This is a genomic window from Actinomadura sp. NPDC000929, from assembly GCF_040492065.1.
Classification (GTDB): domain Bacteria; phylum Actinomycetota; class Actinomycetes; order Streptosporangiales; family Streptosporangiaceae; genus Spirillospora; species Spirillospora verrucosospora.
Genome location: NZ_JBEUPA010000027.1, coordinates 29,117 through 53,273, shown reverse-complemented (window position 1 = coordinate 53,273; position 24,157 = coordinate 29,117). Strand labels below are relative to the sequence as shown.

17 protein-coding genes are annotated in these 24,157 nt (G+C 71.9%); 9 read left to right on the top strand and 8 right to left on the bottom strand.

Translation table 11 applies throughout. The annotated features are described in order from the left end of the window. Positions 1-5 precede the first annotated feature (5 nt). On the bottom strand, positions 6-2,072 hold the full coding sequence (locus ABWI04_RS13160; protein ID WP_353832556.1) for a DHA2 family efflux MFS transporter permease subunit: 2,067 nt from the start codon (positions 2,070-2,072) through the stop codon (positions 6-8). 331 nt (positions 2,073-2,403) lie between these two features. Here ABWI04_RS13160 and ABWI04_RS13155 point away from each other — a divergent pair, with 331 nt between their 5' ends. From ABWI04_RS13155 to ABWI04_RS13145, 3 genes are all read left to right on the top strand, one after another. Beyond that, a complete protein-coding gene (locus ABWI04_RS13155) occupies positions 2,404-8,892 on the top strand; it encodes an SDR family NAD(P)-dependent oxidoreductase (protein WP_353832555.1) in 6,489 nt (2,162 codons plus the stop codon). A gap of 39 nt (positions 8,893-8,931) precedes the next feature. Further along, on the top strand, positions 8,932-10,266 hold the full coding sequence (gene ccrA / locus ABWI04_RS13150; RefSeq protein WP_353832554.1) for a crotonyl-CoA carboxylase/reductase: 1,335 nt from the start codon (positions 8,932-8,934) through the stop codon (positions 10,264-10,266). 166 nt (positions 10,267-10,432) lie between these two features. Then, entirely contained in the window at positions 10,433-11,314 is an 882-nt protein-coding gene (locus ABWI04_RS13145) for a carbohydrate-binding protein (protein ID WP_353832553.1), read from the top strand. Position 11,315: 1 nt separating this feature from the next. On the opposite strand, the gene ABWI04_RS13140 is transcribed toward ABWI04_RS13145, so the two are convergent. Beyond that, positions 11,316-11,768: an Lrp/AsnC family transcriptional regulator gene (locus tag ABWI04_RS13140; RefSeq protein WP_185029243.1), complete on the bottom strand. Its 453-nt coding sequence runs from the start codon at positions 11,766-11,768 to the stop codon at positions 11,316-11,318. Positions 11,769-11,876: 108 nt separating this feature from the next. On the opposite strand from ABWI04_RS13140, the gene ABWI04_RS13135 reads away from it, so the two are divergent. The 3 genes from ABWI04_RS13135 to ABWI04_RS13125 all read left to right on the top strand — a co-directional run bounded on the left by ABWI04_RS13135 (position 11,877) and on the right by ABWI04_RS13125 (position 13,866). Beyond that, on the top strand, positions 11,877-12,485 hold the full coding sequence (locus ABWI04_RS13135; protein WP_353832552.1) for a LysE family translocator: 609 nt from the start codon (positions 11,877-11,879) through the stop codon (positions 12,483-12,485). Positions 12,486-12,620: 135 nt separating this feature from the next. Continuing rightward, positions 12,621-13,550 (top strand): RpnC/YadD family protein, encoded by a 930-nt coding sequence (locus ABWI04_RS13130; protein ID WP_353832551.1) that lies wholly within the window; start codon positions 12,621-12,623, stop codon positions 13,548-13,550. 28 nt (positions 13,551-13,578) lie between these two features. After that, a complete protein-coding gene (locus tag ABWI04_RS13125) occupies positions 13,579-13,866 on the top strand; it encodes a hypothetical protein (protein ID WP_353832550.1) in 288 nt (95 codons plus the stop codon). A gap of 171 nt (positions 13,867-14,037) precedes the next feature. Here ABWI04_RS13125 and ABWI04_RS13120 read toward each other — a convergent pair whose 3' ends face one another. Both ABWI04_RS13120 and ABWI04_RS13115 read right to left on the bottom strand, forming a co-directional pair. Beyond that, positions 14,038-16,035: a glycoside hydrolase family 15 protein gene (locus ABWI04_RS13120; RefSeq protein ID WP_345180420.1), complete on the bottom strand. Its 1,998-nt coding sequence runs from the start codon at positions 16,033-16,035 to the stop codon at positions 14,038-14,040. 439 nt (positions 16,036-16,474) lie between these two features. Continuing rightward, positions 16,475-17,488: an ABC transporter permease gene (locus ABWI04_RS13115; RefSeq protein WP_345180418.1), complete on the bottom strand. Its 1,014-nt coding sequence runs from the start codon at positions 17,486-17,488 to the stop codon at positions 16,475-16,477. Between the two features lie 236 nt (positions 17,489-17,724). On the opposite strand from ABWI04_RS13115, the gene ABWI04_RS13110 reads away from it, so the two are divergent. After that, on the top strand, positions 17,725-19,044 hold the full coding sequence (locus ABWI04_RS13110) for a PucR family transcriptional regulator (RefSeq protein ID WP_476692261.1): 1,320 nt from the start codon (positions 17,725-17,727) through the stop codon (positions 19,042-19,044). On the opposite strand, the gene ABWI04_RS13105 is transcribed toward ABWI04_RS13110, so the two are convergent. Beyond that, positions 19,045-19,305, bottom strand: coding sequence for a hypothetical protein (locus ABWI04_RS13105; protein ID WP_345180415.1), 261 nt, complete (start codon positions 19,303-19,305; stop codon positions 19,045-19,047). Positions 19,306-19,431: 126 nt separating this feature from the next. Between ABWI04_RS13105 and ABWI04_RS13100 the strand changes: the two genes are divergently transcribed. After that, positions 19,432-20,181 (top strand): GntR family transcriptional regulator, encoded by a 750-nt coding sequence (locus ABWI04_RS13100; RefSeq protein WP_353832549.1) that lies wholly within the window; start codon positions 19,432-19,434, stop codon positions 20,179-20,181. Beyond that, the gene (locus tag ABWI04_RS13095) at positions 20,178-20,732 is read left to right on the top strand and encodes an NUDIX domain-containing protein (protein ID WP_345180410.1); all 555 of its coding nucleotides are present in this window, start codon (positions 20,178-20,180) and stop codon (positions 20,730-20,732) included. Before ABWI04_RS13100 ends, ABWI04_RS13095 begins: the two co-directional genes overlap by 4 nt. Here the strand turns inward: ABWI04_RS13095 and ABWI04_RS13090 are convergent. The 3 genes from ABWI04_RS13090 to ABWI04_RS13080 form a co-directional block, all read right to left on the bottom strand. Then, entirely contained in the window at positions 20,710-21,780 is a 1,071-nt protein-coding gene (locus ABWI04_RS13090; RefSeq protein ID WP_353832548.1) for a sensor histidine kinase, read from the bottom strand. The genes ABWI04_RS13095 and ABWI04_RS13090 overlap by 23 nt on opposite strands. After that, on the bottom strand, positions 21,777-22,463 hold the full coding sequence (locus tag ABWI04_RS13085; protein ID WP_345180405.1) for a response regulator transcription factor: 687 nt from the start codon (positions 22,461-22,463) through the stop codon (positions 21,777-21,779). Before ABWI04_RS13085 ends, ABWI04_RS13090 begins: the two co-directional genes overlap by 4 nt. Before the next feature lie 71 nt (positions 22,464-22,534). Then, complete coding sequence (locus ABWI04_RS13080; protein WP_345180403.1) at positions 22,535-24,004, bottom strand: glutamate-cysteine ligase family protein; 1,470 nt, start codon at positions 24,002-24,004, stop codon at positions 22,535-22,537. Between the last annotated feature and the right edge of the window lie 153 nt (positions 24,005-24,157).

Below are 24,157 nucleotides of genomic sequence, written 5' to 3'. Positions count from 1 at the left end.
ACCTCCTACCAGGCGTCACTGCGCGGGACGATGCGAGGCTCCTCCACCGGCTCCGCCTCGGGCACATAGGGCTCGTACCACCCCTCCGGCGGCGCCGGACGCTCCCCGTCGTCGTCGAGGTCGGCCCGCACACCGGGCTCTCTCGGGCCTTCGTCCGGCAGGGTTTTCGCGTCTTCGGCCGGGAGTTCTTCCGGGAGCTCCGTCAGGGTGCCTTCGATCGGCGTTGCCCCTTCGTGCGCGGCAGGTGGTCCGGCGATCTCGCTGGCGCTCGGTGGGGGTTCTGGGGGCGTCCAGGGGGAGGTGTCGCCGGGCCCCTCTTCGGCTGCGCCCTGTTCGCCGGGCAAGGGGAACGCCTCGGTCGCCGGTGGCGGAACTCGTGCGGGGGCCTCTGCCGATGGTTCGGACGCGGGAGCGCCGGGCGGCGGCTCGGCGGTGGGCCAGTCCTTCCAGGGGTTGGCAGCGGGAGGAGGCGGAGGCCAGGGGGTTTCGGCTGCCCAGGTGGAGGTGTCGTCCTGGGGCTTCGGATCGGTGTCGGTCCACCAGTGGGGGCCCGGCGTGGGTTCGGGCATGGGGTCTTCCTCCCAGGTGAGGGGGAGTGGGAGGGGCTCGCCCGGGGGTGCGGCGACGGCGACCGGGGCGGTCAGCGCGGGGACGGGGTCGCGGGGGGACGGGTCGGAGCCGCGGGGCGCGGGTTCGACGAGGGGTGAGGACTTGCCGTGCTTGGGCCCCAGCCAGCCGCGGCGGCTGGGGAGGGTGAGGCCGCTGATCAGACCGCCGACGAGGACCAGGACGGCGCCGAGGATGAGGCCGGAGGCGGTGCCGCTGCGGAACGTCTCCAGCTCGGCGGCGCTCGCCCCCTCCGCGGGGACGTGGTGGACGAGCAGGCCGATGATGGCGATGCCGAAGGCGCCCGACGCCTCGCGGATGACGTTGATGATGCCGCTCGCGACGCCCGCCTGCTGCTCCGGGACGGCCTTAAGGACGTACATGACGAGCGGCATGCCCATCGCGGCGCCGACGCCGACGATCATGACGCCGGGCATGAGGTCGGCGTAGCCGTCCCCCTGCTGGATGGTGGAGAACAGGAACATGCCGAAGGCCATGAGGGCGAGGCCGCCGCCGATGGCGGGGCGGGGGCCGAGCTTGGCGGCCAGCCAGAACGCGACGGGCGTCATGACCATGATGGCGATGGACGGCGGCAGCATCACCAGGCCCGCCTGGGGCGGGGAGAAGCCGAGGAAGCGCTGCAGGAACGTCGCCGAATAGAAGATCATCCCGTTGAAGCCGATGCCGTAGAGCATCTGCGAGAGCAGGCCGCCCGCGAAGACCCGGTTGCGGAAGAACCGCAGATTGATCATCGGGTCGGGGGCCCAGCTCTCCACCAGGACGAAGCAGGCCAGGGCGATGAACGCGAGGGCGAACACGCTGAGGACGGACGGGTCGGCCCAGCCGTGCTTGTTGCCCGACTCCAGCCCGTAGGTGAAGGCGAACAGCATCGTGGCGGAGATGAGGACGCCGGGCAGGTCGACCCGGGCGTCGCGGTTCTCGCCCTTGCCGGTCAGGACGACCAGGCCGAGCAGGATGACCAGCACGCCGGGGACGATGTTGATCAGGAAGATCCAGCCCCAGCTCCACTGCTGGACGATGAAGCCGCCGATGGTGGGGCCGAGGGCGGTGGCGCTGGAGCCGGCGCCGACCCAGACGATCGTGCCGAGGGAGCGCTGCTTGTCGGTGCGTCCGACGGTGACCATCACCTGGGTGGCGGGGAGGGCCAGGGCGGCGCCGGCGCCCTGCGCGACGCGGGCGAGGATGAGGGTCGCCGAGTCGGGGGCGAGGCCGCAGACGGCGGACGCGGCGGTGAAGACGACCATCCCGGACACGAAGGTGACGCGGCAGCCGAAGACGTCGGTGAGCCGCCCGCCCGCCACCATCAGGCAGGAGAACATCAGGATGTAGCCGGTGGCGACCCAGTCCTTGGCCGAGTTGGACATGTCGAGGTCGCTCATGATGGTGGGCAGCGCGTTCGCGACCACCGTGTTGTCCATGGTGATCATGAATGCGCTGACGGCCACCACCGCCAGCGCCCATCGGTATCGGCCGCGGGTCAACAGTCCGTACGGCGTGAACTCCCGCACCGGCCGCGGAAATCCGCCGCTTCCCCCTAAAAACAGTCGTCGCTATTGTTACTATTGGTTGGCGCTTCGTTACTCGGCCCTGACTCCAGGCCGCGGTACCACAACTATCCCATCAGGCCACATTGGTTACTGCCGAGTCTTGTCATCACCGTGACAAGACGTGGGGGAGAAAAGTGGTCTGGGTGCGCATCGTGAGTCGGTCATCGTGAGACAAAGTGGTCCCTCCGCTTCGACGAACGATCCCGGTTTCATGGGGGGAACGCACCGCATGCAGAGCAACGATCGTTCCGGAGCCGCGCGGGAGAACGCGCAGGACGAGACACGGATCAGCGAGGATTCGGTCCGCCGGCACCTGATCGAGCAGATCGCGCGCCGCTCCAGGACCACCGCCGCCGAAGTCGACCCCGACCGGCCGCTGGAGGAGTTCGGTCTGGCCTCCAGGGACGCGGTCGCGATCGCCGGCGAGCTCGAGCAGATGCTCGGGCGAGCCCTCCCCGCCACCCTCGTCTGGGAACACCCGACGATCAACAAGCTCTCCGTCGCGCTGGCCGGCGGGACCCCCGCGCAGACCCCGGCGCCGGAGCCGGCCGCGAGGCGGGCCGCGAGCGATGAGCCCATCGCCGTCGTCGGCGCCGGGCTGCGCTTCCCCGGCGGCGGCCGCGACCTGACCGGGCCGGACGACTACTGGCGCTTCCTGACCGGGCGCGGCGACGCGATCCGCGAGGTGCCGGACGGCCGGTGGGACGCGTTCGACGACGGCTCCCCCGAGGTCGGCGACCTGCTCGACCGCACGACGCGGCTCGGCGGGTTCCTGCGCGACGTCGCCGGGTTCGACGCGCAGTTCTTCGGCATCACCCCGCGCGAGGCCGCGGTCATGGACCCGCAGCAGCGGCTCGTCCTCGAAGTGGCGTGGGAGGCGTTCGAGCACGCGGGCATCGGCCCGGCGTCGCTGCGCGGCAGCCGCACGGGTGTGTTCGTCGGCGTGTCGGCGCCGGAGTACGCCGCGTTCACCGCGTCCGACCTGGCCTCGCTCGAACCGTTCACGGCGACGGGCGCGTCGCTCGGCATCATCGCGGGCCGGCTGTCGTACCTGCTCGACCTGCGCGGCCCCAGCATGATCGTCGACACGGCCTGCTCGTCGTCGCTGGTCTCGGTGCATCTCGCCGCGCAGGCGCTGCGCGGCGGCGAGGCCGACGTCGCGCTGGCCGGGGGCGTGAACCTGCTGCTGTCGCCGACCGTCACGATGACGTTCGACCTCGCCGGCGGGACGGCGGCGGACGGGCGCTGCAAGGCGTTCGACGCCTCCGCCGACGGCATGGTCCGCGCGGAGGGCTGCGGTGCCGTCGTCCTGAAGCGGCTGTCGGACGCGGAGCGGGACGGCGACCGGATCCTCGCCGTGATCCGCGGCTCCGGCGTCAACTCCGACGGGCGCTCGAACGGCCTCGTCGCCCCCAACTCCGACGCGCAGCGCTCCCTGCTGCGGGACGTCTACGCGAGCGCGGGCGTCGACACGCGAGAGGTCGACTACGTCGAGGCCCACGGAACGGGGACGTTCCTGGGCGACCCCATCGAGGCCAAGGCGGTCGGCGAGGTCCTCGGCGCGGGCCGCGGCCCCGGAGAGCCGCTGCTGCTCGGCTCCGCGAAGTCCAATCTCGGGCACATGGAGTCCGCGGCGGGCATAGCGGGCCTCATCAAGACGGTCCTCGCGCTGCACCACCGGGTCATCCCGCCCAGCGCGCACTACAAGGAGCCCAACCCGCACATCCCGTTCGACGAGCTGCGCCTGGCGGTCGTCGCCGAGGAGACGCCGTGGCCCGACCGGGGGCGGCCCGCACGGGCGGGCGTGTCCGGGTTCGGCTTCGGCGGGACGAACGCGCACGTCGTCCTGGAAGAGGCTCCCGCGCAGGAGACGACCGTCCAACCGGCCGTGGTCAGGACGTTCCCCCTGTCCGACACCAGCGACGACCGCATCCGCGACCACGCGGCCCTGCTGGCCGAGTGGCTCCCGAACCAGGACGTGAAGCTCGCTGACGTCGCCCGCACCCTGCACCGGCGCGCCGGCCGCGGACGGGCCCGCGCCGCCGTCGCCGCCAGAGACCGCGCAGGGCTCGTCGAAGGGCTGACCGCCCTGGCCGAAGGGCGTCCCCACCCGGGCGTGGTGACGGGGACGGCCCTTGGCGCGCCCGGCCGTCCCGTCTGGGTTTTCTCCGGGTACGGGGCGCAGCGCGCGGGCATGGCGCAGCGGCTCCTGGAGGAGGAGCCCGCGTTCGCCGAGGCCATCGACGACCTGGACGGCCTGTTCGCCGAGGAGGGCGGCCCCGACCTGTGGTCGCTCCTCGAAGAGGGCCGCAAACCGGACGGCCCGGCCGACACGATGCCGGTCCTGTTCGCGATCCAGATCGCCCTCGCCCGCATGTGGCGGGCGTACGGCGTCACGCCCGGCGCGGTGGTCGGCCACTCGATGGGCGAGGTCGCCGCGGCCGTCGTCGCGGGCGCGCTCACCCTGGAGGACGGCGTCCGCGTCATCTGCCGCAGGTCGCGCCTGCTGACGCGGCTCGTCGGCGGCGGCGCGATGGCGGTCCTCGGCGCGTCCGCCGCGGAGGTCGCGCGGCTCGGCGAGGGGCTGCCCGAGGTCTACGCGGCCGTGCACTCCTCGCCGAGGCAGACCGTGGTCACCGGCGACGCCGGACAGGTCGCCGAGATCGTCGAGCGGGCCGAGGCCGAGGGCCGGCTCGCCCGGATGGTGCAGGCCGAGGGCGCCGGCCACTCGCCCCAGGTCGACCCGCTCCTGCCCGAGCTGCGCGAACTCCTCGCCGGCGTGGGGGCCGAGCGGGGCGCCCCGCTCGCCGAGGGCATCAGGCTCTACACCACGGCCCAGGACGATCCCCGCGCGTACCTCGACTCCGCGTCCGCCCTCGGCGTCGACCACTGGGCGGCGAACCTGCGGAACGCGGTGCGGCTCACGGACGCGGTCGCGGCCGCCGCCGAGGACGGCTTCCGGACGTTCGTCGAGGTCAACGCGCACCCGATCCTCGCGCACGCGGTGGGCGAGACCCTGGAGGGGACGGGCGCGCTCGTCACTCACACGCTCAGGCGGGCGCCGAAGGGCCAGGAGACCGACGACACGCTGACGTTCCACGCGCAGCTCGCCACCCTGGCCGCGCACGGGCACACGATCGGCAGGCCCGTGGACGGGCGGATCGTCGACGTCCCGCAGTCGCCGTGGCGGCACGAGCGGCACTGGGTCGACCTGTCGGCGAGCACATCGGGCAAGCGCGATGAACACCCCCTCCTGGGGGCGCATGTGGAGCTTCCCGGCGAAGACCGGCACGCCTGGCGCGCCGACGTGGGGCTCGCCGCGCAGCCGTGGCTGCGCGGCGCGGCCGGCGCCGGCGCTCAGGCGGGGGTCCACGCCCTGCCGGTCGCGGCGTTCGCGGAGATGGCGCTCGCCGCCGGCGCGGCCGCGCTCGGCACCGAGGACGTCCGTGTCAACAGCCTGTGGATGGAGCGGCCGCTCGCGCTCGCCGACCACGCGACCGTGACGACGACGTTCACCGAGGCGGAGCAGCGGGTGGAGATCCACGCGCTGACCCCGGCGGGCACGTGGGCGCGGCTGGCCAGCGCGGACGTCGGAGAGGACCGCCGTCCCCCCGCCGCGTCCGGGCCGGGCGCGGCCACCGAGGTCGCCGCCGCCGAGCGCGGCAGCCGCCACTACCGGCTGCACCCCGAGGTCTTCGACCGCTGCCTGTCCGTGCTGTCGGACGAGGCGGCGGGCGGCGACGGCGGCGTGTGGCAGGCCGAGACGATCGGCAGCCTCCGCGTGTTCGGCCCGACGCACCGCGGCGGCCACGTCCAGGCGAGGGTCGTCCGGGGCGAGGAGGGCGTGACGGGCTCGGTCGCGCTCCTGGCGGCGGACGGCCAGGTCCTCGCCGAGGCGACCGGCATCGTGCTCCGCCGGGTCGAGCGCCACGACATCCCCGTCCCGCTCGCCGACAAGCTGGTCGAACTCGTCTGGGACGAGACGCCCCTCCCGGAGGGCGCCGAGCCGTCCGAAGGCGGCACCTGGCTGGTGCTGGCCGACGAGGACGACGCGCTGGGCAACGCGGCGGCCTCCGGGCTGGAGGAGCGCGGGAGGCGCGTCATCCGGCACCGGCCGACGAACCGGCCGCCGGACGACCATCCGGCCATGGCCGAGCCGGTCGAGGGCGTCGTGCTGGTCCCGCCCGCCGATCTCGTGGACGAGGAACTCGTCCTCGCAGTCGCCGGGGTGAGCCGCTCGCTGCCCGACGGCCCCCGCTTCTACATCGCGACCCGCTCCGCGCTGCCCCTGGCAGGGGAGGGCGTGCCCGGCCACGGGTTCGTCAGCGCGCTCACCAGGGTTCTGGCATTCGAACGCACCGTCCAGCGCGCCACCCATGTGGACGTCGACCGTCCCGCCGATCTGGTCGCGGAACTGCTCGCGGGCGACGACGCGCGGGAGGTCGCCTGGCGCGCCGGCACCCGGCACGTGGCGCGCCTCGCGCAGGCCGTCCTGCCGGAGACTCCGGCCAGGAAGAAGCGCGCCGTCCGGCGCGGCGGCGCGTACGTCATCACCGGCGGGTACGGCGGGATCGGCCTGGTCACCGCGCGGCTGCTGGCCGAACGGGGCGCCGGGCGCATCGTCCTGTCCGGGCGCGGCGGCCCCGACGCCGACGCCGAGAAGGTGATCGCCCGCCTGCGCGAGGACGGCGTCGACGTCGGCGTCGTGCTCGGTGACATCGCCCGGCCCGGCACGGCCGAACGCCTGGTCGCGGTCGCCCAGGAGGGCGGCGCCAGGCTGTGCGGGGTGGTGCACGGCGCCGGAGCGATCGACGACCGGCTGATCGCCGACCTCGGCCCGGAGGATCTCCACAGGGTGTGGACGGCGAAGGTCGAGGGCGCCCGGCGGCTCAGCGAGGCCACCTGGGACCTCGACCTCGACTGGCTCGTCACGCACTCCTCGGCGGCCGCGCTGCTCGGCTCGCCGGGGCAGGCCGCCTACGCCGCCGCGAACGCCGCGACCGACGCGCTCATGGCGTACCGGCGCGCGAACGGCCGCCCCGGGACCACCATCAACTGGGGCACGTGGTCGCGGGTCGGCGGGGCCGCCGAGACGTCGGTCGCCGTCATCGACCCGATCAGCCCGGCGGAGGGCGCGGAGGCGCTGGAGGCCCTCCTCGTGCACGGCAGGGCGGCGACGGGCGTGCTGCGCTTCGACCCCGCCACCGCCGTCGGCCTGTTCCCGGAGATCCGGAACATGCCCTACTTCGCCGCGCTCACCGAGGCGGCCGACGAGCTGGGCGCGGGCGACGCCGGTGACTGGCCCGGCGTGGAGGCGCTCGGGGAGCTCGACCCGGCCACCGCCCGCAAGATGATCGCCGCTCAGGTCAGGCACCGGATCGCGGCCGTGCTCGGCTTCGACCCCGAGCGCCTCGACCCGTCCGTCCCGCTCACCGACCTCGGCCTCGACTCCCTCGTCGCGGTCCGGATCAAGAGCGGCGTCGAGCACGACCTCGGGCTGACCGTCCCGGCGTCGGTGCTGCTCCAGGGCGCCAGCGTGAACGTCTTCGAGGAGTGGGCGGCCCGCGAGCTCGGCCTCGCCGACGCCGGCGCCCCCGCCCCCGCGGCGGTGTCGAACGCCGAGTCCGGGTACGTCATGCCGCGCGACGCCGCCGAGCGCCTCGCCGTCCGCATCTTCGAGGACGTCCTCGGCCTCGACCGCGTCGGCGTCACCGCCGACTTCTTCGCCGACCTCGGCGGCCGGGACCGCGACGCCGACCGGGTCGTCGCCCTCGTCGCGCGGGAGGTCGGCGGCGAGGTCACCCGCGGGGAGCTGTTCGAGACGCCGACGGCGCAGAACGTCGCCGAGTACCTCAGGGCGGCCGACGAGGAGGCGGCGCGGCAGACCGTCCGGCCGCTCAGATCCTCCGGGGACCGGCGTCCGATCTTCATCGCGCACCCGGCCGGCGGCACCACCGCCTGCTACCGCCAGCTCGTCGACCTGCTCGGCGACGACCAGCCGGTGTACGGGCTGGAGCGGTTCGAGGACGCGCCGCCCGTCGAGGAGCGCGCCGCCCGCTACGTCCGGCACCTGGTGGAGGCGCAGCCCGAGGGCGCGTTCCGGCTCGGCGGCTGGTCGTTCGGCGGCGTCCTCGCCTACGAGACCGCCCGGCAGCTGGCGCGGGCGGGCCGCGAGGTCGAGTTCGTCGCGCTGTTCGACGCGGGCCTCCCGCTCGCGGTGGACGACGAGTCCGACACGCTCGCCCGGCGCTTCTCCGCGTTCGCCGACTACATCAACGAGACCTACGGCCTGGAGGTCGCCCTCACCTACGAGGAGCTGTCCGGGCTGGACGAGGAGTCGCAGTTCGCGCTGGTCATGGAGCGTGCGGCGCCGCTGGTCGACCACATCCCCCCGGCGGCGCTCACCCACCAGCTCACGTCCCACCAGGACACCCGTTCCCTGGAGGCGTACAAGCCGGAGCCCTACGACGGGCACGTCATCCTGTACCACGCGCCCGAGGAGACCCCCTGGGCCGTGCGGGACGCACGCTACGTGCTCGACGGGACCAACGGTTTCGGCGGGCTCTGCGCCGACCTGGAGATCGTCACGATCCCCGGCGCGCACCATCTCAACCTGCTCGATCCGCCCGGTGTGGGCGTTCTCGCCGCGCACCTGGAGGCCAGGCTCGCGGGACGGCGGGAGAGCGACGCCGTCCCCGCGCCGATCACGGTCCGCTGAGGGCCGCCCCCCGAACCCCGTTCCACGGAGGACTTCCCCATGGCCCACCCCGGCCCGTCCCACGCCCTGCTCGACGCCGTCCGGTCCGGCGCGAGCGGTCCCGAGCTGCAGGAGATCGACCTGCCGACCCGCTTCCGCGCGGCGTTCACCCGCAAGGACGAGGTCGGGATCTTCGAGGGCCAGACCGACAAGGACGTGCGCCGCTCCCTGCACGTCGGCGAGGTCGAGATGCCCGAGCTCGCGCCCGACGAGTGCGTCGTCGCGGTGATGTCCGCCGCGATCAACTTCAACACCGTCTGGTCGGCGATCTTCGAGCCGGTCCCGACGTTCGCGTTCCTGGAGAAGTTCGGCCGGCAGGGCTGGTACGGCGCCCGGCACGACCTGCCGTACCACATCCTCGGCTCGGACGGCTCGGGCGTCGTCGTGCGCACCGGCAGCGGCGTGAAGAGCTGGAAGGTCGGCGACAAGGTCGTGCTGTCCCCGTCCTACGTGGACGAGGAGGACCACGGCTCCTACGACGACGGCATGATGTCGGAGAGCCAGCTCGCGTGGGGCTTCGAGACGAACTTCGGGTCGCTCGGCGAGTACTGCATCGTCAAGGCGAACCAGCTGATCCGCAAGCCCGCCCACCTGACGTGGGAGGAGGCGGGCTCCAACACGCTGTGCGCCGCGACCGCCTACCGGATGCTCGTCGGGTCGCACGGCGCCCGCATGAAGCAGGGCGACGTCGTGCTGATCTGGGGCGCGACCGGCGGGCTCGGCTCGTTCGCGACGCAGCTGGTGAAGAACGGCGGCGGTATCCCGGTCGCCGTGGTCTCCTCCGAGGAGAAGGCCGACATCGTCCGCTCGCAGGGCTGCGACCACATCATCAACCGCAACGACCTGGAGCTCGGCGAGCAGGGCCTGCGGCACCCGAAGGCCGGCCGGATGCTGGGCGAGGCGATCCGCCGGCTCGTCGGCGAGGACCCCGGCATCGTGTTCGAGTACCTCGGCCGCGAGACGTTCGGCGCGTCCGTCTACGTCGCCAAGCGCGGCGGCAAGATCGTCACCTGCGGCTCCTCCACCGGGTACCGGCACGAGTACGACAACCGGTTCCTCTGGATGCGGCTGAAGAGCATCATCGGCTCGCACGGCTTCAACTACCACGAGGCCGTCGAGATCAACCGGCTGATCGGCCTCGGCATGATCCACCCGACGCTGTCGAAGGTCTTCCCGCTGGACGAGGCGGGGAACGCGACCCGTGCCGTCCAGACGAACCAGCACATCGGCAAGGTCGCGGTCCTGTGCGGCGCCACCGGCGAGGGCCAGGGCGTGGACGACCCGGCGCTGCGCGAGCGCATCGGCGAGGAGAAGCTGAACCTCTACCGCCGCTGAAACGCGTGCGGGACGGGCCCGGAGCGCGGGGCCCGTCCCTTTCTTCTATGCTTTCTGAAGGCGGGTTGAAAAACGTTTCGTTGACAGTATGAGGCGCGGATAGCGATTCTTTGGGACGGCACCAGCGCGCGCTAGCAGACCGCCCCCCGCCACAAGGAGTCGCGTGATGCAGCGTCGAACCCTGCTCGCCTGCGCCGTTCTCGCCGCCTTTACCGCCATTCCCGCCGCGAGCGTTTCCGCGGCCCCCTCCGCTGCCGACCCGACCGCCCCGAAACGCGGGCACGTCGCGGGCGCCCGCACCTTCGTCCCCGACGCCCGCAACGCCCGGGCCGTGCAGAGATTCCGCGACCTGCACCGTTCCCGCCTGCGCCGCGAGCAGATCCACCACTTCTGGGGCGTCGAACCGGCCGCCGGCTCCCACGACGGGCTGACCGCCACCCACAGCGTCGACACGAGCTATCGGGTGTCCAACAGCGCCGACTTCACCTACACGCCCACCGTCAAGGCCGCCGGGTCCTGCATGGAGATCACGACCGTCTACTCCCAGGCCGTCGGAAACGAGATCTGGGCCTGGGACTGGTGCGGTGGCAACGGGCCCGCCAAGGAGGTGAAGATGGACGCGAACTTCCTCCGGACCTACACCAAGAGCGTGAACGGGCACCCCGCCTACAGCGTCCAGCTCGTCAGGACGAACGCCTCCACCAACGCGTGGTCGGCTTACCTGTACAACTACACGACGAATTCCTGGAGCCTCTTCTACAGCAAGTCGGGCCGGGACACGAGCTCGCTGACCTACGGCTGGGACATCTTCGAGATCTACGCGTCCCGTGACCCGAGCACGGGCAACGCCTACTACTGCGCGGACGCGAAGAACGTCGTCTTCGAGAGCAGTTCCATCCTGCTCCGCAGGAACGGCACCTGGAGCCCGGCGACCGCCACGGACTCGCCCTGGCAGCCGACCGCGACCCCGAACCCCCGCGACTATCTGTGCCCGTCCCTGCAATTCGTCCGCGCCGGCGCGAACGACCACTGGATCGTCAGGCAGTAGCTCAGGTGGGCAGCGGCCGATCGTTCACGACGTGCTTCATCACCAGCGTGGAGTTCAGCCGCTGCACCCCCGGCAACGCCGCGAGGACGTCGTCCTCCAGTTCCTGATAGGCCTTCAGATCCGCGGTGACGATGCGCAGCAGATAGTCGGGGTCGCCGAATAGGCGCTGGGCCTGCACCACCTCCGGCACCCTCGCGACAGCGGCCTCGAAGCCGAGCAGCGTGTCGCGGTCCTCCTGCCGCATGGTGACGAAGACCAGCGCCTGGAAGGTCAGGCCGAGCGCGGCGGCGTCCACGACCGCGCGGTACCCGCGGATCGTGCCGCCGCGCTCCAGCTCCCGCAGCCGCCGGTGGCACGGCGAGACGCTCAACCCCACCCGCGCCGCCAGTTCGGTGACCGTCAACCGGCCGTCCTCCTGGAGCACGGCAAGGATCTTCCGATCGATGGCGTCCACAAAGCAGATTCTTCCACAAAAGGGTTCTGAACGGCCAAAAATCGAAACCATCTTCCGCCAGTTCAAACGTATTCTCCCCGTAATGGCCGCCAGAAGGGGAGGAATGCGATGGCAGCGGGATCGGTGCTCGCGTTCTGGGTGGTGTCCCTGCTGCTCATCGCCGTCCCGGGCGCGGACTGGGCCTTCACCCTCTCCACCGGACTGCGCGGCGGCGTCGTACCCGCCGTGGCCGGGCTGGTCACCGGCTACGCCGTGGTGACCGCGATCGTCGCGGCAGGCGTCGGCGCGCTGGTCGCCGGCTCCCCGTCCGCCCTGACGGCCCTCACCGTCGTCGGCGGCCTCTACCTCATCTGGCACGGCGTGACGACCTTCGCCCGCCCCGGCCCCCTCGACGTCCGGACCGGCACCGGCACCGGCTGGGGCACCTTCCTGCGCGGCGTCGGCGTGAGCGGCCTCAACCCCAAGGGCCTGCTGATCTTCCTGGCCCTCCTGCCCCAGTTCACCGATCCGCGTGACGCCTGGCCGGTCCCCGCCCAACTCGCCGTCCTGGGCCTGACCTTCATGGCCACCTGCGCCGCGTTCTACCTCTGCCTGGGCACACTGACCCGCACCATCCTCAACCCCCGCCCCGCAGCCGCCCGCACGATCACCCGCCTCTCCGGAGCCGCGATGACCGCCCTGGGCACCTGGCTCCTCCTCCCCCACCTACTCCCCTGACCAGCACACCAACCGCCCTCCCCGGCCAGTTCGATAGCGCGATCGAGCTATGGCGATCCTCCCTGCCATGGCACGCAGGGACCGAATCGGCTCGATAGCTCTACGTTGCCAAGTGATTACTCTTAGCTTGCTTTCATGCCCACCAACGAACACGAGCTACCGCTGGAGATGGTCCGCAACAGGCCGCAGCTCGTCCCCGAGATGTTGCGGAGCGTCTTCGGACTAAACGTGTCCACCAACGCGCGAGCCACGCTGGCGTCGGAGTCCTACGCCGACACCAACCCTGCTGAACTGCGCTGCGACGCCACCGTCCTGCTCGGCGACCCGAAGTCCCCCGTTCTGGGCGTCGTGGTCGAATCCCAGCTACGAGCCTTACGCCAGAAGACCTACAGCTGGCCCGCCTACCTGGCGTCGCTGCGCCTGCGCCGCCGCTGCCCCGTGGTGCTTCTCGTCCTGTGCCCGGACCAGGCCACGGCACGAGGATGCGCCGTCCCGATCGACATGGGACACCCCGGTTGGGTGCTCAAGCCCCTGACCGTCCATCCCGAGATGCTGCCCCCCATCACCGACCCGGACCAGGCCCGCCGCCTCCCCGAACTGGCGGTCCTCAGCGCCCCCGCCCACGCGGACGGCCCGCAGTCGGAAGCCGTCCTCCGGGGCCTCTCCGCCGCCATCGGCTCACTCACCGGCGACACCGGAGCGCTCTATCATGACTACGTAATGTCGCGGTTCTCTGACGCCGCCCGCAAACTCATGGAGGACATAGTGAAGCTCGACAACTACGAGTGGCAGTCAGAGTTCGCCCTCACCCACCGCGCCGAAGGCCGCGCAGAGGGCCGCGCGGAAGGGCGTGCCGAAGGCCGCGCCGAAGGGCGTAGCGAGGGGCGTACCGAGGGGCGCACCGAGGGGGAGGTGAAGGCTCTGCTGCTGATGCTTGCGGCGCGCGGTCTCGATGTCTCCGAGGATGTCCGCGCGCGGGTCGAAGCATGTACTGATCCCGAGCAGATCGAGCGGTGGATCCAGCGTGCGGTCAGCGCCGACTCGGCTGAGGATCTCTTCACCTGACACTGCCCGTGACCTCATGGAGGACGTGGTGAAGCTCGACAAGTACGAGTGGCAGTCAGAGTTCGCCCTCACCCACCGCGCCGAAGGGTTCGCGGAGGGGTTTCGCCAGGGGTTCGCCGAGGGGTTCGCCGAGGGGTTGGCCAAGGGGTTGGCCAAGGGGTTGGCCAAGGGGCTTCTTCTCTTGCTTGAGGCGCGCGGGCTTGATGTCTCTGCGGGTGTTCGTGCTCAGGTCGAGGGTTGTAGCGATTCCGAGCAGATCGAGCGCTGGATCCGGCGTGCGGTCAGTGCTGATTCGGCTGAGGATCTCTTCGACTGAGGGCTTGGTCCGGGGGCTGGCGCGTCGGTTCACACAAGAGTCCGGCTCGTGCCCCGAAGGGTACGAGCCGGACCGGTGTTCTGGTGTGGTCGTGCCGACCCGTGCCCGAAGGCACGGGCCGGCACGATTCACTTGCTGCCGTACCGCGAGTTGCACGGTGCGGCTGGTGTGCTAGACCGCCTCAGCGGCCAGCGCCTCCTCGATCTCGGCCATGAGGGCCTCGAAGAGGAGAGCGAACCAGATGATCGCCTGGTAGACGTACGCCTGGTTCAGGTTCCCGAGGGCGTGGCCCTCGGGGGTGTTCTCCTCGGTGGCCTGCCGCACCCGGTTGAGGATGCCCATCAGCTCCCCCATGAGGGTCTCGGCACGTCGGGGCATGCCGAGCAGGAGGAACACGATGGCCAGCCAGCCCGTGATGTTGTTGAACAGCCCCTCCTCGGCGAGGGAGATGCCGTCCTGGAACTCGGCCGCGTGGTAGCGGACGTGCCCCTTGCCGACGCGGAGCCCCTTGAGGGGTCCCGCGGCGGTGTGGGGCGCGTCGATGGCGAGCGCCGTGGCGCGCACCAGCTCCTCGTCCACGGACTCGAAGATGTCCGGCGCCTGCATGAAGGCGAGGAGGATCGACGAGTCCAGCACGGGCATGTCGGGCGCGGCCACGATGACGCCGTGCTTGACGCACTCGTCCCGCACCCACGGCATGACCTTGGCGGCCAGGGCCTTGTACTCCCGGGCCTTCTCCTGCTCCCCCGCCATCTCGAAGATCTTGGAGAAGTAGGCCAGAGCCTGGCCGTTGAGGATCTGCGCCGAGGCGTAGACCCGCAACTTCGCGCCGTTCTCCTGGTTCTCCGCGGGGCGGATCTCCCAGACGCCGGAGCACGGCTCGAACATGGCCGCCCTGGCCTGCACGGCCAGGGACGCCACGAACTCCAGGTCGATCAGACCCTGGAGCGCCAGGCGGTAGCACACCTCCGCCGCGTACGAGATCCAGTCGTGCTGCTTCTGGTCGCCCGCGCCGTTGCCGACGCGGTAGACCGAGCCGCGGTGACCGATCCCGGGGATGACGACCTCGAGGTTGCTCGCGACGTTGCCGCCGTCGACCTCGTGCATGATCGCCAGCCTGCGGCGGATGTCGTGCAGCTTCTTGTACCACTGGTAGCGCGCCAGGAGGACCTTCGGGTCCCCCGCGTCCGTCAGGCTGAGCACCGTCAGGACGCCGTCACGCTCCCAGTCCTTCAGGTAGTCCCAGCACCGCACGGCCTGGCCGAGCCGCGGGTCGTCCTCCGGGAGGCTCCGGGTGGCGGCCGCGTAGAACGAGCCCCCGTTTCCGAAGCCCAGCAGCCGCAGGTTGATCGCGCTTCGGAGCGCGATCTCGGCGTACTTGCCGCGGAGGTTCCGCAGGCTCTGGACGTACTTCAGCCAGCCCTTGTCGGACTCGACGATGAGGCGCTTTGCCTCCTTGTCGGTCCGCGGCGACAGGCTGTCGTGTCCTCCGACCGCGAAGAAGGCGGACTTCTTGGCCTTCAGGAGCAGAGACCCCCTGACCGAGGTCCCGCCCTCCTCGAACGTGAGGTGCATGTTGGTCGTGAAGAACATCTTCACGTTCCCCACGGTGGCGACGCACTCCGTGAAGCCGCGCCCGGATCGCAGGACGGTCCACTGGACCGGCTGCTCGCCCGCGTGGCCGTAGCGGAGGCGGAAGTCCAGCGTGGCGGTGACGCTCCCCCTCTCACAGGTGAGCCTTCGCACCAGCTGGTTGCCGTCGGGGGTCGTCGGGGACCCCACCATGACGGCCTCCTCCCTGGCCTGCCCCGTGGGGCTCGTCCAGGTTGACACCAGGGTGGCCGAGTTGGCCTTGAACCGGATGTCCGTCGGACGGTCCTCACCGGCCACGCCGAGCCGGAACGCGGTGGTCTTCGATCCGTCGTACAGGCCGTTGCAGACCGGCACGCCGTGCCCGAAGGGAACGTTCCACGAGCAGACGTTCCCGGCGAAGTCGAAGACCGCGAGGCGGCCGTGGCCGTTCCCGATGACGGCGGTGTCGCCGATGTCGGGGGACGTGTACTTGCGGCCGAGGGCGTCGGCGATGCCGGCGACCACGGCGGTTGCCGCGGCGTTTGCGGGGCTGCGCCACCGCATCCGCTGCAGCAGTACTGAGAGCTCGCTACGCATAGCGTTCTCTCCTCTCTGGGTTGTTGGGTGTGTTGCGTGCGCCACGTGAGGTGGCACACATTCGTGACCGTCCGTGGATGTCAGACGGAAGCAACACAGCCGACACACGCAGGACCCACGGGCGTTACCGTCCCGCCTCTCACACCGGCTTGATCATTGTTGGGGGAAACGGGGAGGTGATAAGTTGCCGCGCTTCGGCGGAGCGGGAGCCCGGTTCCGGGACGGCGCGAAGCCGGCCGGACGGGCGCGGCGCGCGAAGCCGCCAGGCACGATGAGGCCCGTGGCGCCGATCATGGGTGGAGGGCGGTCACCGTCCGGAGTGGTGCGGTCCGCAACGCGTCCCGTCGTCAGGGGCGCCAGGACGCCGGTTTGGCCGTATCCGGCCAACCTGAAGGATTCGGGCGCGAAGCCTCGGTTGAGAGCGATACGGCCGCGGGGGTCAGGCGAGTCGCACGCGGGGGTCTATCACCGCGTAGAGCAGGTCGACCAGCAGGTTGAGCAGGACGATCGAGGCGGACGTGAGCAGGGTGACGCCCAGGACCATGGGCAGGTCGCCGCTCTGGACCGAGCTGAGGGCGAGTTGTCCGAGGCCGGGGATGCTGAAGGTGTTCTCGGTCAGCACCGCGCCGCCGATGAGCAGGCCGAGGTCGAGGCCGAAGACCGTGATGATCGGGGTCAGGCAGGAGCGCAGCGCGTGCCGGGTCACGACGGACCTCTCCGGGACGCCCTTGGCGCGGGCGGTGCGGATGTAGTCCTCGGTCATCGTCTCCAACATGCCGGCCCGGGTGAGCCGCGCGTACATGGCCGCGTAGAGGAACGCGAGCGTCACCCAGGGCAGGACCAGGGCGTGGAACCACGTCAGGGGGTCGTCGGTGAGGGGCCGGTAGCTGCCGCCGCCCGGGAAGACCTTCAGGGTGTAGGAGAACAGCGCGAGGGAGACCAGGCCGGTGAAGTAGATCGGCAGCGAGACGCCGCCCAGCGCGATGATCATGGCGGCGCGGTCCCAGGCCGAGCCTCGGCGCAGCGCCGACAGGACGCCGGTGGCGATGCCGCCCGCGAGCCAGACGACCGCCGCGCCCAGGGCCAGGGAGAGAGTCGCCGGGGCCCGGTCCAGCAGCGTTCCTAGGACCGGCTGGCTGCTGCGGAACGAGTAGCCGAGGCACGGCGCCGGGCAGTGGTCGGTGACCGGGCCGGCGTCGTAGTCCGCGCCCGCGACGATCGACTCCAGGTAGTGGCCGTACTGCACGACGACCGGGTCGTCGAGCCCGAGCCGCTCCTTGGTCGCCTCGATCGCCTCGGCGGTGGAGGCCCGGCCGACGTAGGCGGCGGCGATCTGGTCGGTGCTCTGCCCGGCCAGCTTCGGTAACCAGAAGAAGATGCCGAAGGTCACCAGAGTGATCAGCAGGAGCATGAGGGCGGCGCCGATGAGGCGCCGGACGAAGTAGGCGAACACGTGTCCCGGTCCCGTCCGCCCGGCCTCGCACCGGGCCTGAACCCAGGATGAGCACCCTGTTGATCAGGGCGGTCTCGGGGAAGTCACGGAACCGCTTCCCCGGCCGGAGAAGTTTGTGAATTTTTCTCACGTCACCGGCCGAACCTGGTCGTTCGCCGACCTAGACTTTGCGCCTCGGGCACGTCGCGGGTCATGATTTGCCCCACACAGGTCCCATAAGTAAGTAATTACCCCGTGTGAACGGCGCGCAACGCAGGGGGACGGAGCTGGGAGGTTCTGTGGCGAACGACGGTTCGACCACCAGCGGGCGCCCGTGGGCGGATCTGCCGAGGGAACTGGCGGATCACATGCGACCCCACCTCGACGAGGTGGCGGACGACATGATCCAGGAGATTCAGACGCGCGTCAGGGAGTACGACCGGCCGGGGGACGGCTCCTACTCGGGGACCCTCCGGCTCGCCGTGGAGCGCGTGCTCCACTTCTTCGTCGAGCGGGTGGCCGACCCCGGCCACGACCCCGCTCCGGTGACCGACTTCTTCCGCGCCATCGGCCGCGGCGAGGCGGGCGAGGGACGCAGCCTCGACGCGATGCAGACGGCGATGCGGGTCGGCGGCATGGTGGCGTGGCGCCGGATGACCGAGGGCGCCGAGGCGCTGCAGGTGCCGCCGCGCACGCTCGGCGCCGTCGGCGAGGTCCTGATGCAGTTCCAGGACGAGCTCGCGCACGCGGCCGCCGAGGGGTTCTCGCAGGCCAAGGCGGCGGTCGCGGGGGAGATGCAGCGCCGCCGCAAGCGCCTGCTCGACCTGCTGTTCGCCGACCCGCCGGCCGCGCAGGAGGCGATCGCCGACCTCGCCGCCGCCGCGCACTGGCCCGTCCCGCGGACGGTCGCCGCGGTCGCGCTCGGCCGGCACCACGCCGACACCCGCCAGCCCGCGTTCCCGCCGGACGTGCTGGCCGACCTCACCCGCCGCACCCCCAGCCTGATCATCCCCGACCCGGACGGCCCCGGCCGCGCCAAGCTCGTGGACCGCGCCCTGTCCGGGACGCTCGCGGTCGTCGGCCCGACCGTCCCGCTGATGGAGGCGGCGCGCTCGATCCAGTGGGCGCGCAAGACGCTGTGCCTGGTCCAGCGCGGCGTGATCGAGGCCGACAGCGGCGTGATCCGCAGCGTGGAGCACATGTCCACGCTGATCCTGTTCCAGGACGAGGGGCTCATCACCTCGCTGGCCGACCTGCGGCTCGCGCCGCTGGCGCACCTGCGGGCCAGCCAGCAGGACCGGCTCGCCGAGACGCTGCTGGCGTGGCTGCAGTCGGGGCGCAACGCCAACGAGGTCGCGATGCGGCTGCACGTCCACCCGCAGACCGTCCGGTACCGGCTGCGCCAGCTGGAGGAGCTGTTCGGCGACCAGCTCCTGGACCCGGACCTGCGCTTCGACCTGGAGATCGTGCTGCGCGCCCGGGCGCTGCTGGCCGACAACGCGGGGGAGCGGATCATGCCGCCGGCCCGTGCGGCGGTCGGGGAGTCGGGCGAGGTCGTCAGCCTGCGGCGGGGCTGATCAGGGCTGCGCGGCGTGACGGGAGGACCGCAGCCGCTCGGCGGTGGCGACGCGCTCGGCCAGCCGGGTCTGCGCGTCGCAGAGCAGCCAGAGCTCGCCCTCGTCGGCGGCGACGATCTCTTCGAGGCAGCCGTTGAGGAGCTGGTAGTCCGACAGGGGGGTGACGCGGGTCGCGCGCAGGCCGGCGTCCGAGCGTTCGCTGTGCCAACCGGGCATGCACATGGTCGCCGACATGAAGCGGGGCTCCCTCGGTCGGTTCATGGTAGGTCTACCATAGAACCACCAAACACTGACCACAATGCGTTCGCGGCAACCCCAAGAGGGGGCGGGAGCGAGTGGGATCTGTACGGTATGAGGTCAATGCACCGACCTGGAGCAGGATCTGGTATGCCGCGACCCCCCGCGAAGGCACAGGCGATCAGCAACGCGCTCGCCGCTCGTATCGTCGAGGGCGAACTGGACCCGGCGGCCTGGCTGCCGTCCGAGCGCGAGCTGGCGCGCGTGTACGAGGCCGACCGCTCCACCGTCCGGCGGGCGCTGCGGCTGCTGGCCGAGCAGGGCCTTGTCCGGCTGCGGCACGGCGCGGGCGCGCAGGTGCGGGAGGCTCCGCGGGTGCGGCGCGCGGCGTCCGACATCACCCGGCAGGTCGGGGGGTGGCGCGGGTTCCACGTGTCGGCGCGGCGGGACGGGCGCACCCCGTTCACCCGGACGGCCGTCGCCGAGGTGGAGGCCGACGACCGGCTCGCGTTCCGCCTGGACGTCCCGCCCGGGACGCGGGTGCTGGAGCGGGCGCGCGTCCAGGGCGTCGAGGGGGAGCCGCCGGTCCAGACGGCGACGACCTGGGTGATCCTTGAGATCGTGGAGGAGGTCCCGGTGCTGCGCGAGGTCGACACGGGTCCGGGCGGCATCTACTCCCGGCTGGAGGAGGCGGGCTACCGGATCACGTTCGAGGAGACGGTGACGTGCCGGCTGCCCCGCCCGGAGGAGCAGGAGGCACTGGAGATCAAGCCCGACCAGCCCGTCCTGACGCTGTGGCGCCGCGCCCACGACCAGCGCGACCGGGTCGTCGAGGCCACCCACCGGGTGGTGGTCGGCGACCGGCACGAACTCGTCTACCGCTACGGGGCGGGCGTGTGAGCGGCGAGGAGCGGCCCGCCGTGCGCCAGGTCGCGTCGCGGGTCGTCTACGAGAACGCCTGGATGGTCGTCCGGGAGGACGAGGTCGAGCGGCTGGACGGCTCGCGCGGCATCTACGGGGTGGTCGACAAGCCAGACTTCGTGCTGGTCATCCCGGTGGAGGGCGACGGGTTCCACCTCGTCGAGGAGTACCGGTACCCGATCGGCAGGCGCACGTGGAACTTCCCGCAGGGCTCGGCCCCGGGCCGGCGCGAGGCCGACCCGGAGGAGCTGGCCCGGCGGGAGCTCGCCGAGGAGACCGGGCTGCGCGCCGGGACGCTGCGGCGCCTCGGGTACCTGCACTGCTCGCACGGGACGAGCGGTCAGGGCTTCACCGTCTTCGTCGCGTCCGACCTGGAGGCCGGGGAGGCCGACCGGGAGCCCGAGGAGCAGGACATGCGGCAGAAGTGGGTGACGCGGGAGGAGTTCAGGGCGCTCGTCCGGGACGGCCGCATCACCGACGACTCGACCCTCGCCGCGTACGCCCTGCTCACCATGGACTCGACCGGGTAGCGGGGTCCGGGGGGATCACGACCCGGATGCGGCAGCCGCTCGGGGTGTCCATGACGGTGATGTCGCCGCCGTGAAGCTCGGTGGCCCAGTTCGCGATGGCGAGGCCGAGCCCGGTGCCGCCGCCGGGGGTGCCGGCGCCGGACGCGGAGCCGCGGGAGAAGCGCTCGAACACGCGGGCGCGCTCCTCGGGCGGGATGCCGGGCCCCTCGTCGGCCACCTCGACGACCAGTCCGCCGGGCGGGTGCGAGGGACGGGCGGTGATCGTGACGGGGCGGCCGTCCGGGCTGTGCCGGGCGGCGTTGTCGAGCAGGTTGGCGACGACCTGGTGGAGGCGGTCGCGGTCGGCGGCGGCGCGCAGGCCGGGCGTGACGTCCGGCTCGAACACCGCCTCCGGGCGGCCCGCCCGCGCCTCCGCGACGACGTCGGCGACGAACGCGGCGACGTCGAGGTCGGTCACGTCGAGCGCCGCCGCGCCCGCCTCGACCCGCGACAGGTCCAGGAGCTGGGTGACGAGGCGGCCGAGCCGCTCGGTCTGGTCGAGGGCCGTCTCCAGGACGTCCGGCGTCGCGGGCGTGACGCCGTCGGCGACGTTCTCCAGCACCGCCCGCAGCGCGCTGATGGGGGTGCGCAGCTCGTGGGAGACGTTCGCGACGAACTCGCGGCGCTGCCGGTCGACCTCGGCGAGGTCGGCGGCCATCCGGTTGAACGCCTGCGCCAGCTCCCCGACCTCGTCGCGCGAGGTGGCGCGCACCCGGCGGCTGTAGTCGCCGCGCGCCATCGCCCGCGCCGCCGCGGTCATCTCGCGCAGCGGCGCGGTCATGCCGTGGGCGAGCAGCTGGGTGACGACCAGCGAGAGGAGCACGCCGACCGGCATCGTCTGCCGGGCACGGAATCCGAACGGGTACCCCCACAGCACGATCAGGACGGCGACGCACGCGGTCACGACGACCACGACGCCGAACTTCACCTTGATCGACCGGAGCGGGTCCAGCGGCCGGGGCAGTCGCGCCCACAGCCGGCGGGCGAACCGGGCGCCCTCGGCGGTCACGGCGCGGCCTCCAGGCTGTAGCCGACGCCGTGCACGGTGCGGATCAGCTCCTGGCCGAGCTTGCGCCGCAGCGCCTTGACGTGGCTGTCGACGACCCGGGTGCCGGACGCGTCCGCCCAGTCCCACACCTGCTCCAGCAGGACGGCGCGGGTGAGCACCGCGCCGCGGTTGCGCAGCAGGCACGCGAGCAGGTCGAACTCGGTCGGGGTGAGGTGCACCTCGCGCCCGTCGCGCCGCACCCGGCGGGCCCGCTGGTCGACCTCCAGCTCTCCGACGCGCACCGGGCCGTCCCCGGCGTCCATCGCGGGCCGCTCGACGCGGCGCAGCACGGCGCGGATGCGCGCCACGAGCTCGCGCATGCTGAACGGCTTGGTCACGTAGTCGTCGGCGCCGACGCCGAGGCCGACGAGGAGGTCGGTCTCGTCGTCGCGCGCCGTCAGCATCAGCACGGGCACGGGGCGTTCCGCCTGGACCCGGCGGCAGACTTCGAGGCCGTCGAATCCGGGCAGCATCACGTCCAGCACGATGAGGTGCGGCTCGTAGGCGCGGGCGCGCTCGACCGCCGACGGCCCGTCCCCGGCCGTCTCGACGCCGAACCCCTCGGCCGCCAGCCGGTCGGCCACCGCCCGCGCGATCGTCGGCTCGTCCTCGACGACGAGGACGCGCGTCTCGTGTGCGCTCACCCACCCGACTCTAGAAGGCCGGTTCGGGGAGGCAGGGTGTGATTTGTGCGGGAGCTGTGAAGATCTTCGGGTTACCAGGTGTGCACGGGCTCGTTGTCGCGCAGGTGCTCGACGTAGGCGCGGGTCATCATGCGCAGGGCGTCGTGGCGGCCGACGCCGTGCTCCTCCTCCAGGGTCCGCACGGTGTCGATCTGCCAGGCGGCCCCGGTCTGGCCGGTGACGCAGCGGCGCTCGATGATGCCGAGGAGGCGGTCGCGGCGGGCGGGGTCGACGCCCCAGCGGTCGAGGCCCTCGTGGGCGAGGGGCAGCAGCTTGCGCAGGACGAGCTCGGCGGCGGGCACCTCGCCCATGCCGGGCCAGTAGAGGGTCGATTCGAGGCCGTCGCGCGCGGCGCGGTGCAGGTTCTCCTCGGCGGTGGCGAAGGACATGCGGGACCAGACGGGACGGTCCTCCTCGGCCAGCATCCGGACGACGCCGTAGTAGAAGGCGCCGTTGGCGACGACGTCGGCGACGGACGGCCCGGCCGGCAGGACGCGGTTCTCCACGCGCAGGTGGGGGCGGCCCTTCACGACGGCGTAGATGGGGCGGTTCCAGCGGTAGATCGTTCCGTTGTGGAGGGTGAGCTCGCCGAGTTCGGGGATGCCGCCCTGCTCGAGCACCTCGCGGGGGTCCTCCTCGTCGCACAGCGGCAGCAGGGACGGGAAGTACCGGGTGTTCTCCTCGAAGAGGTCGAACACGGACGTGATCCAGCGTTCGCCGAACCAGACGCGGGGGCGGACGCCCTGGCTCTTCAGCTCGTCGGGACGGGTGTCGGTGGCCTGCTCGAACAGGGTGATGCGGGTCTCGTGCCAGAGCCGGTGCCCGAACAGGAACGGCGAGTTGGCGCCCATCGCGACCTGGGCGCCGGCGATGGCCTGGGCCGCGTTCCAGTAGGCGCCGAACTCGTCGGGGCTGACCTGGAGGTGGAACTGGACGCTGGTGCAGGCGGCCTCGGGGATGATCGTGTCGGTGTGCATGCGCAGCGGCTCGGGGCCGTCGATGGCGATGCGCATCTCCTCCCCGCGGGCGGCGAAGATCTGGTCGTTCAGCATCTTGTAGCGCGCGTTGGCCGACAGGGTCTCCTCGCCGATGTCGGTGCGCCGCAGGGTCGGCAGGATCCCGATCATCACGAGCCGGCCGCCGACCTCGCGGGCGCGGTCGTCGGCGTGCGCGAGATGGTCGCGGACCTCCGTCTCCAGGGCTCCGGTGCCCTCGCCGCCGAGCTCGCGGGGCGGGATGTTGATCTCAAGGTTGAACTGGCCCAGCTCGGTCGCCCACGCCGGGTCCGCGATCGCCTTGAGCACGTCCGCGTTGCGCATCAGCGGGTCGCCGAGCGAGTCGATCAGGTTGAGCTCGATCTCCAGGCCTATGTGCGGGCGCTCGAAGTCGAACTGGGATTCGCCCAGCATCCGGGCCAGTACGTCGAGGCACCTGCGCACCTTGTCGCGATACCGCCGCCGGTCCTCGCCGCTGATGGCGACCGAAGCCACGTCCCTGCCCATGTGTGTCCGTCCCTGTACTCCGGAGGGAATCGTCATAAAACGGGATGTCCCAGTAAGCGAAGGTGAAAACACGGCGTGCAGTTTCGGGCTCCCCGTTTCGTGACCGGCCGGTAGCGTGTGTCGTCCTGCCGGGAAGCCGGTACGTCGGTCGTG

Excerpts from the sequence above, each read along its gene's own strand:
- ABWI04_RS13155 (WP_353832555.1), top strand. The coding sequence starts at position 2,404 with ATGCAGAGCAACGATCGTTCCGGAGCCGCGCGGGAGAACGCGCAGGAC.
- ABWI04_RS13135 (WP_353832552.1), top strand. The coding sequence starts at position 11,877 with ATGGCAGCGGGATCGGTGCTCGCGTTCTGGGTGGTGTCCCTGCTGCTC.
- ABWI04_RS13100 (WP_353832549.1), top strand. The coding sequence starts at position 19,432 with ATGCCGCGACCCCCCGCGAAGGCACAGGCGATCAGCAACGCGCTCGCC.
- ABWI04_RS13120 (WP_345180420.1), bottom strand. The coding sequence starts at position 16,035 with ATGCGTAGCGAGCTCTCAGTACTGCTGCAGCGGATGCGGTGGCGCAGC.
- ccrA (WP_353832554.1), top strand. The coding sequence starts at position 8,932 with ATGGCCCACCCCGGCCCGTCCCACGCCCTGCTCGACGCCGTCCGGTCC.
- ABWI04_RS13105 (WP_345180415.1), bottom strand. The coding sequence starts at position 19,305 with ATGAACCGACCGAGGGAGCCCCGCTTCATGTCGGCGACCATGTGCATG.
- ABWI04_RS13145 (WP_353832553.1), top strand. The coding sequence starts at position 10,433 with ATGCAGCGTCGAACCCTGCTCGCCTGCGCCGTTCTCGCCGCCTTTACC.
- ABWI04_RS13130 (WP_353832551.1), top strand. The coding sequence starts at position 12,621 with ATGCCCACCAACGAACACGAGCTACCGCTGGAGATGGTCCGCAACAGG.
- ABWI04_RS13080 (WP_345180403.1), bottom strand. The coding sequence starts at position 24,004 with ATGGGCAGGGACGTGGCTTCGGTCGCCATCAGCGGCGAGGACCGGCGG.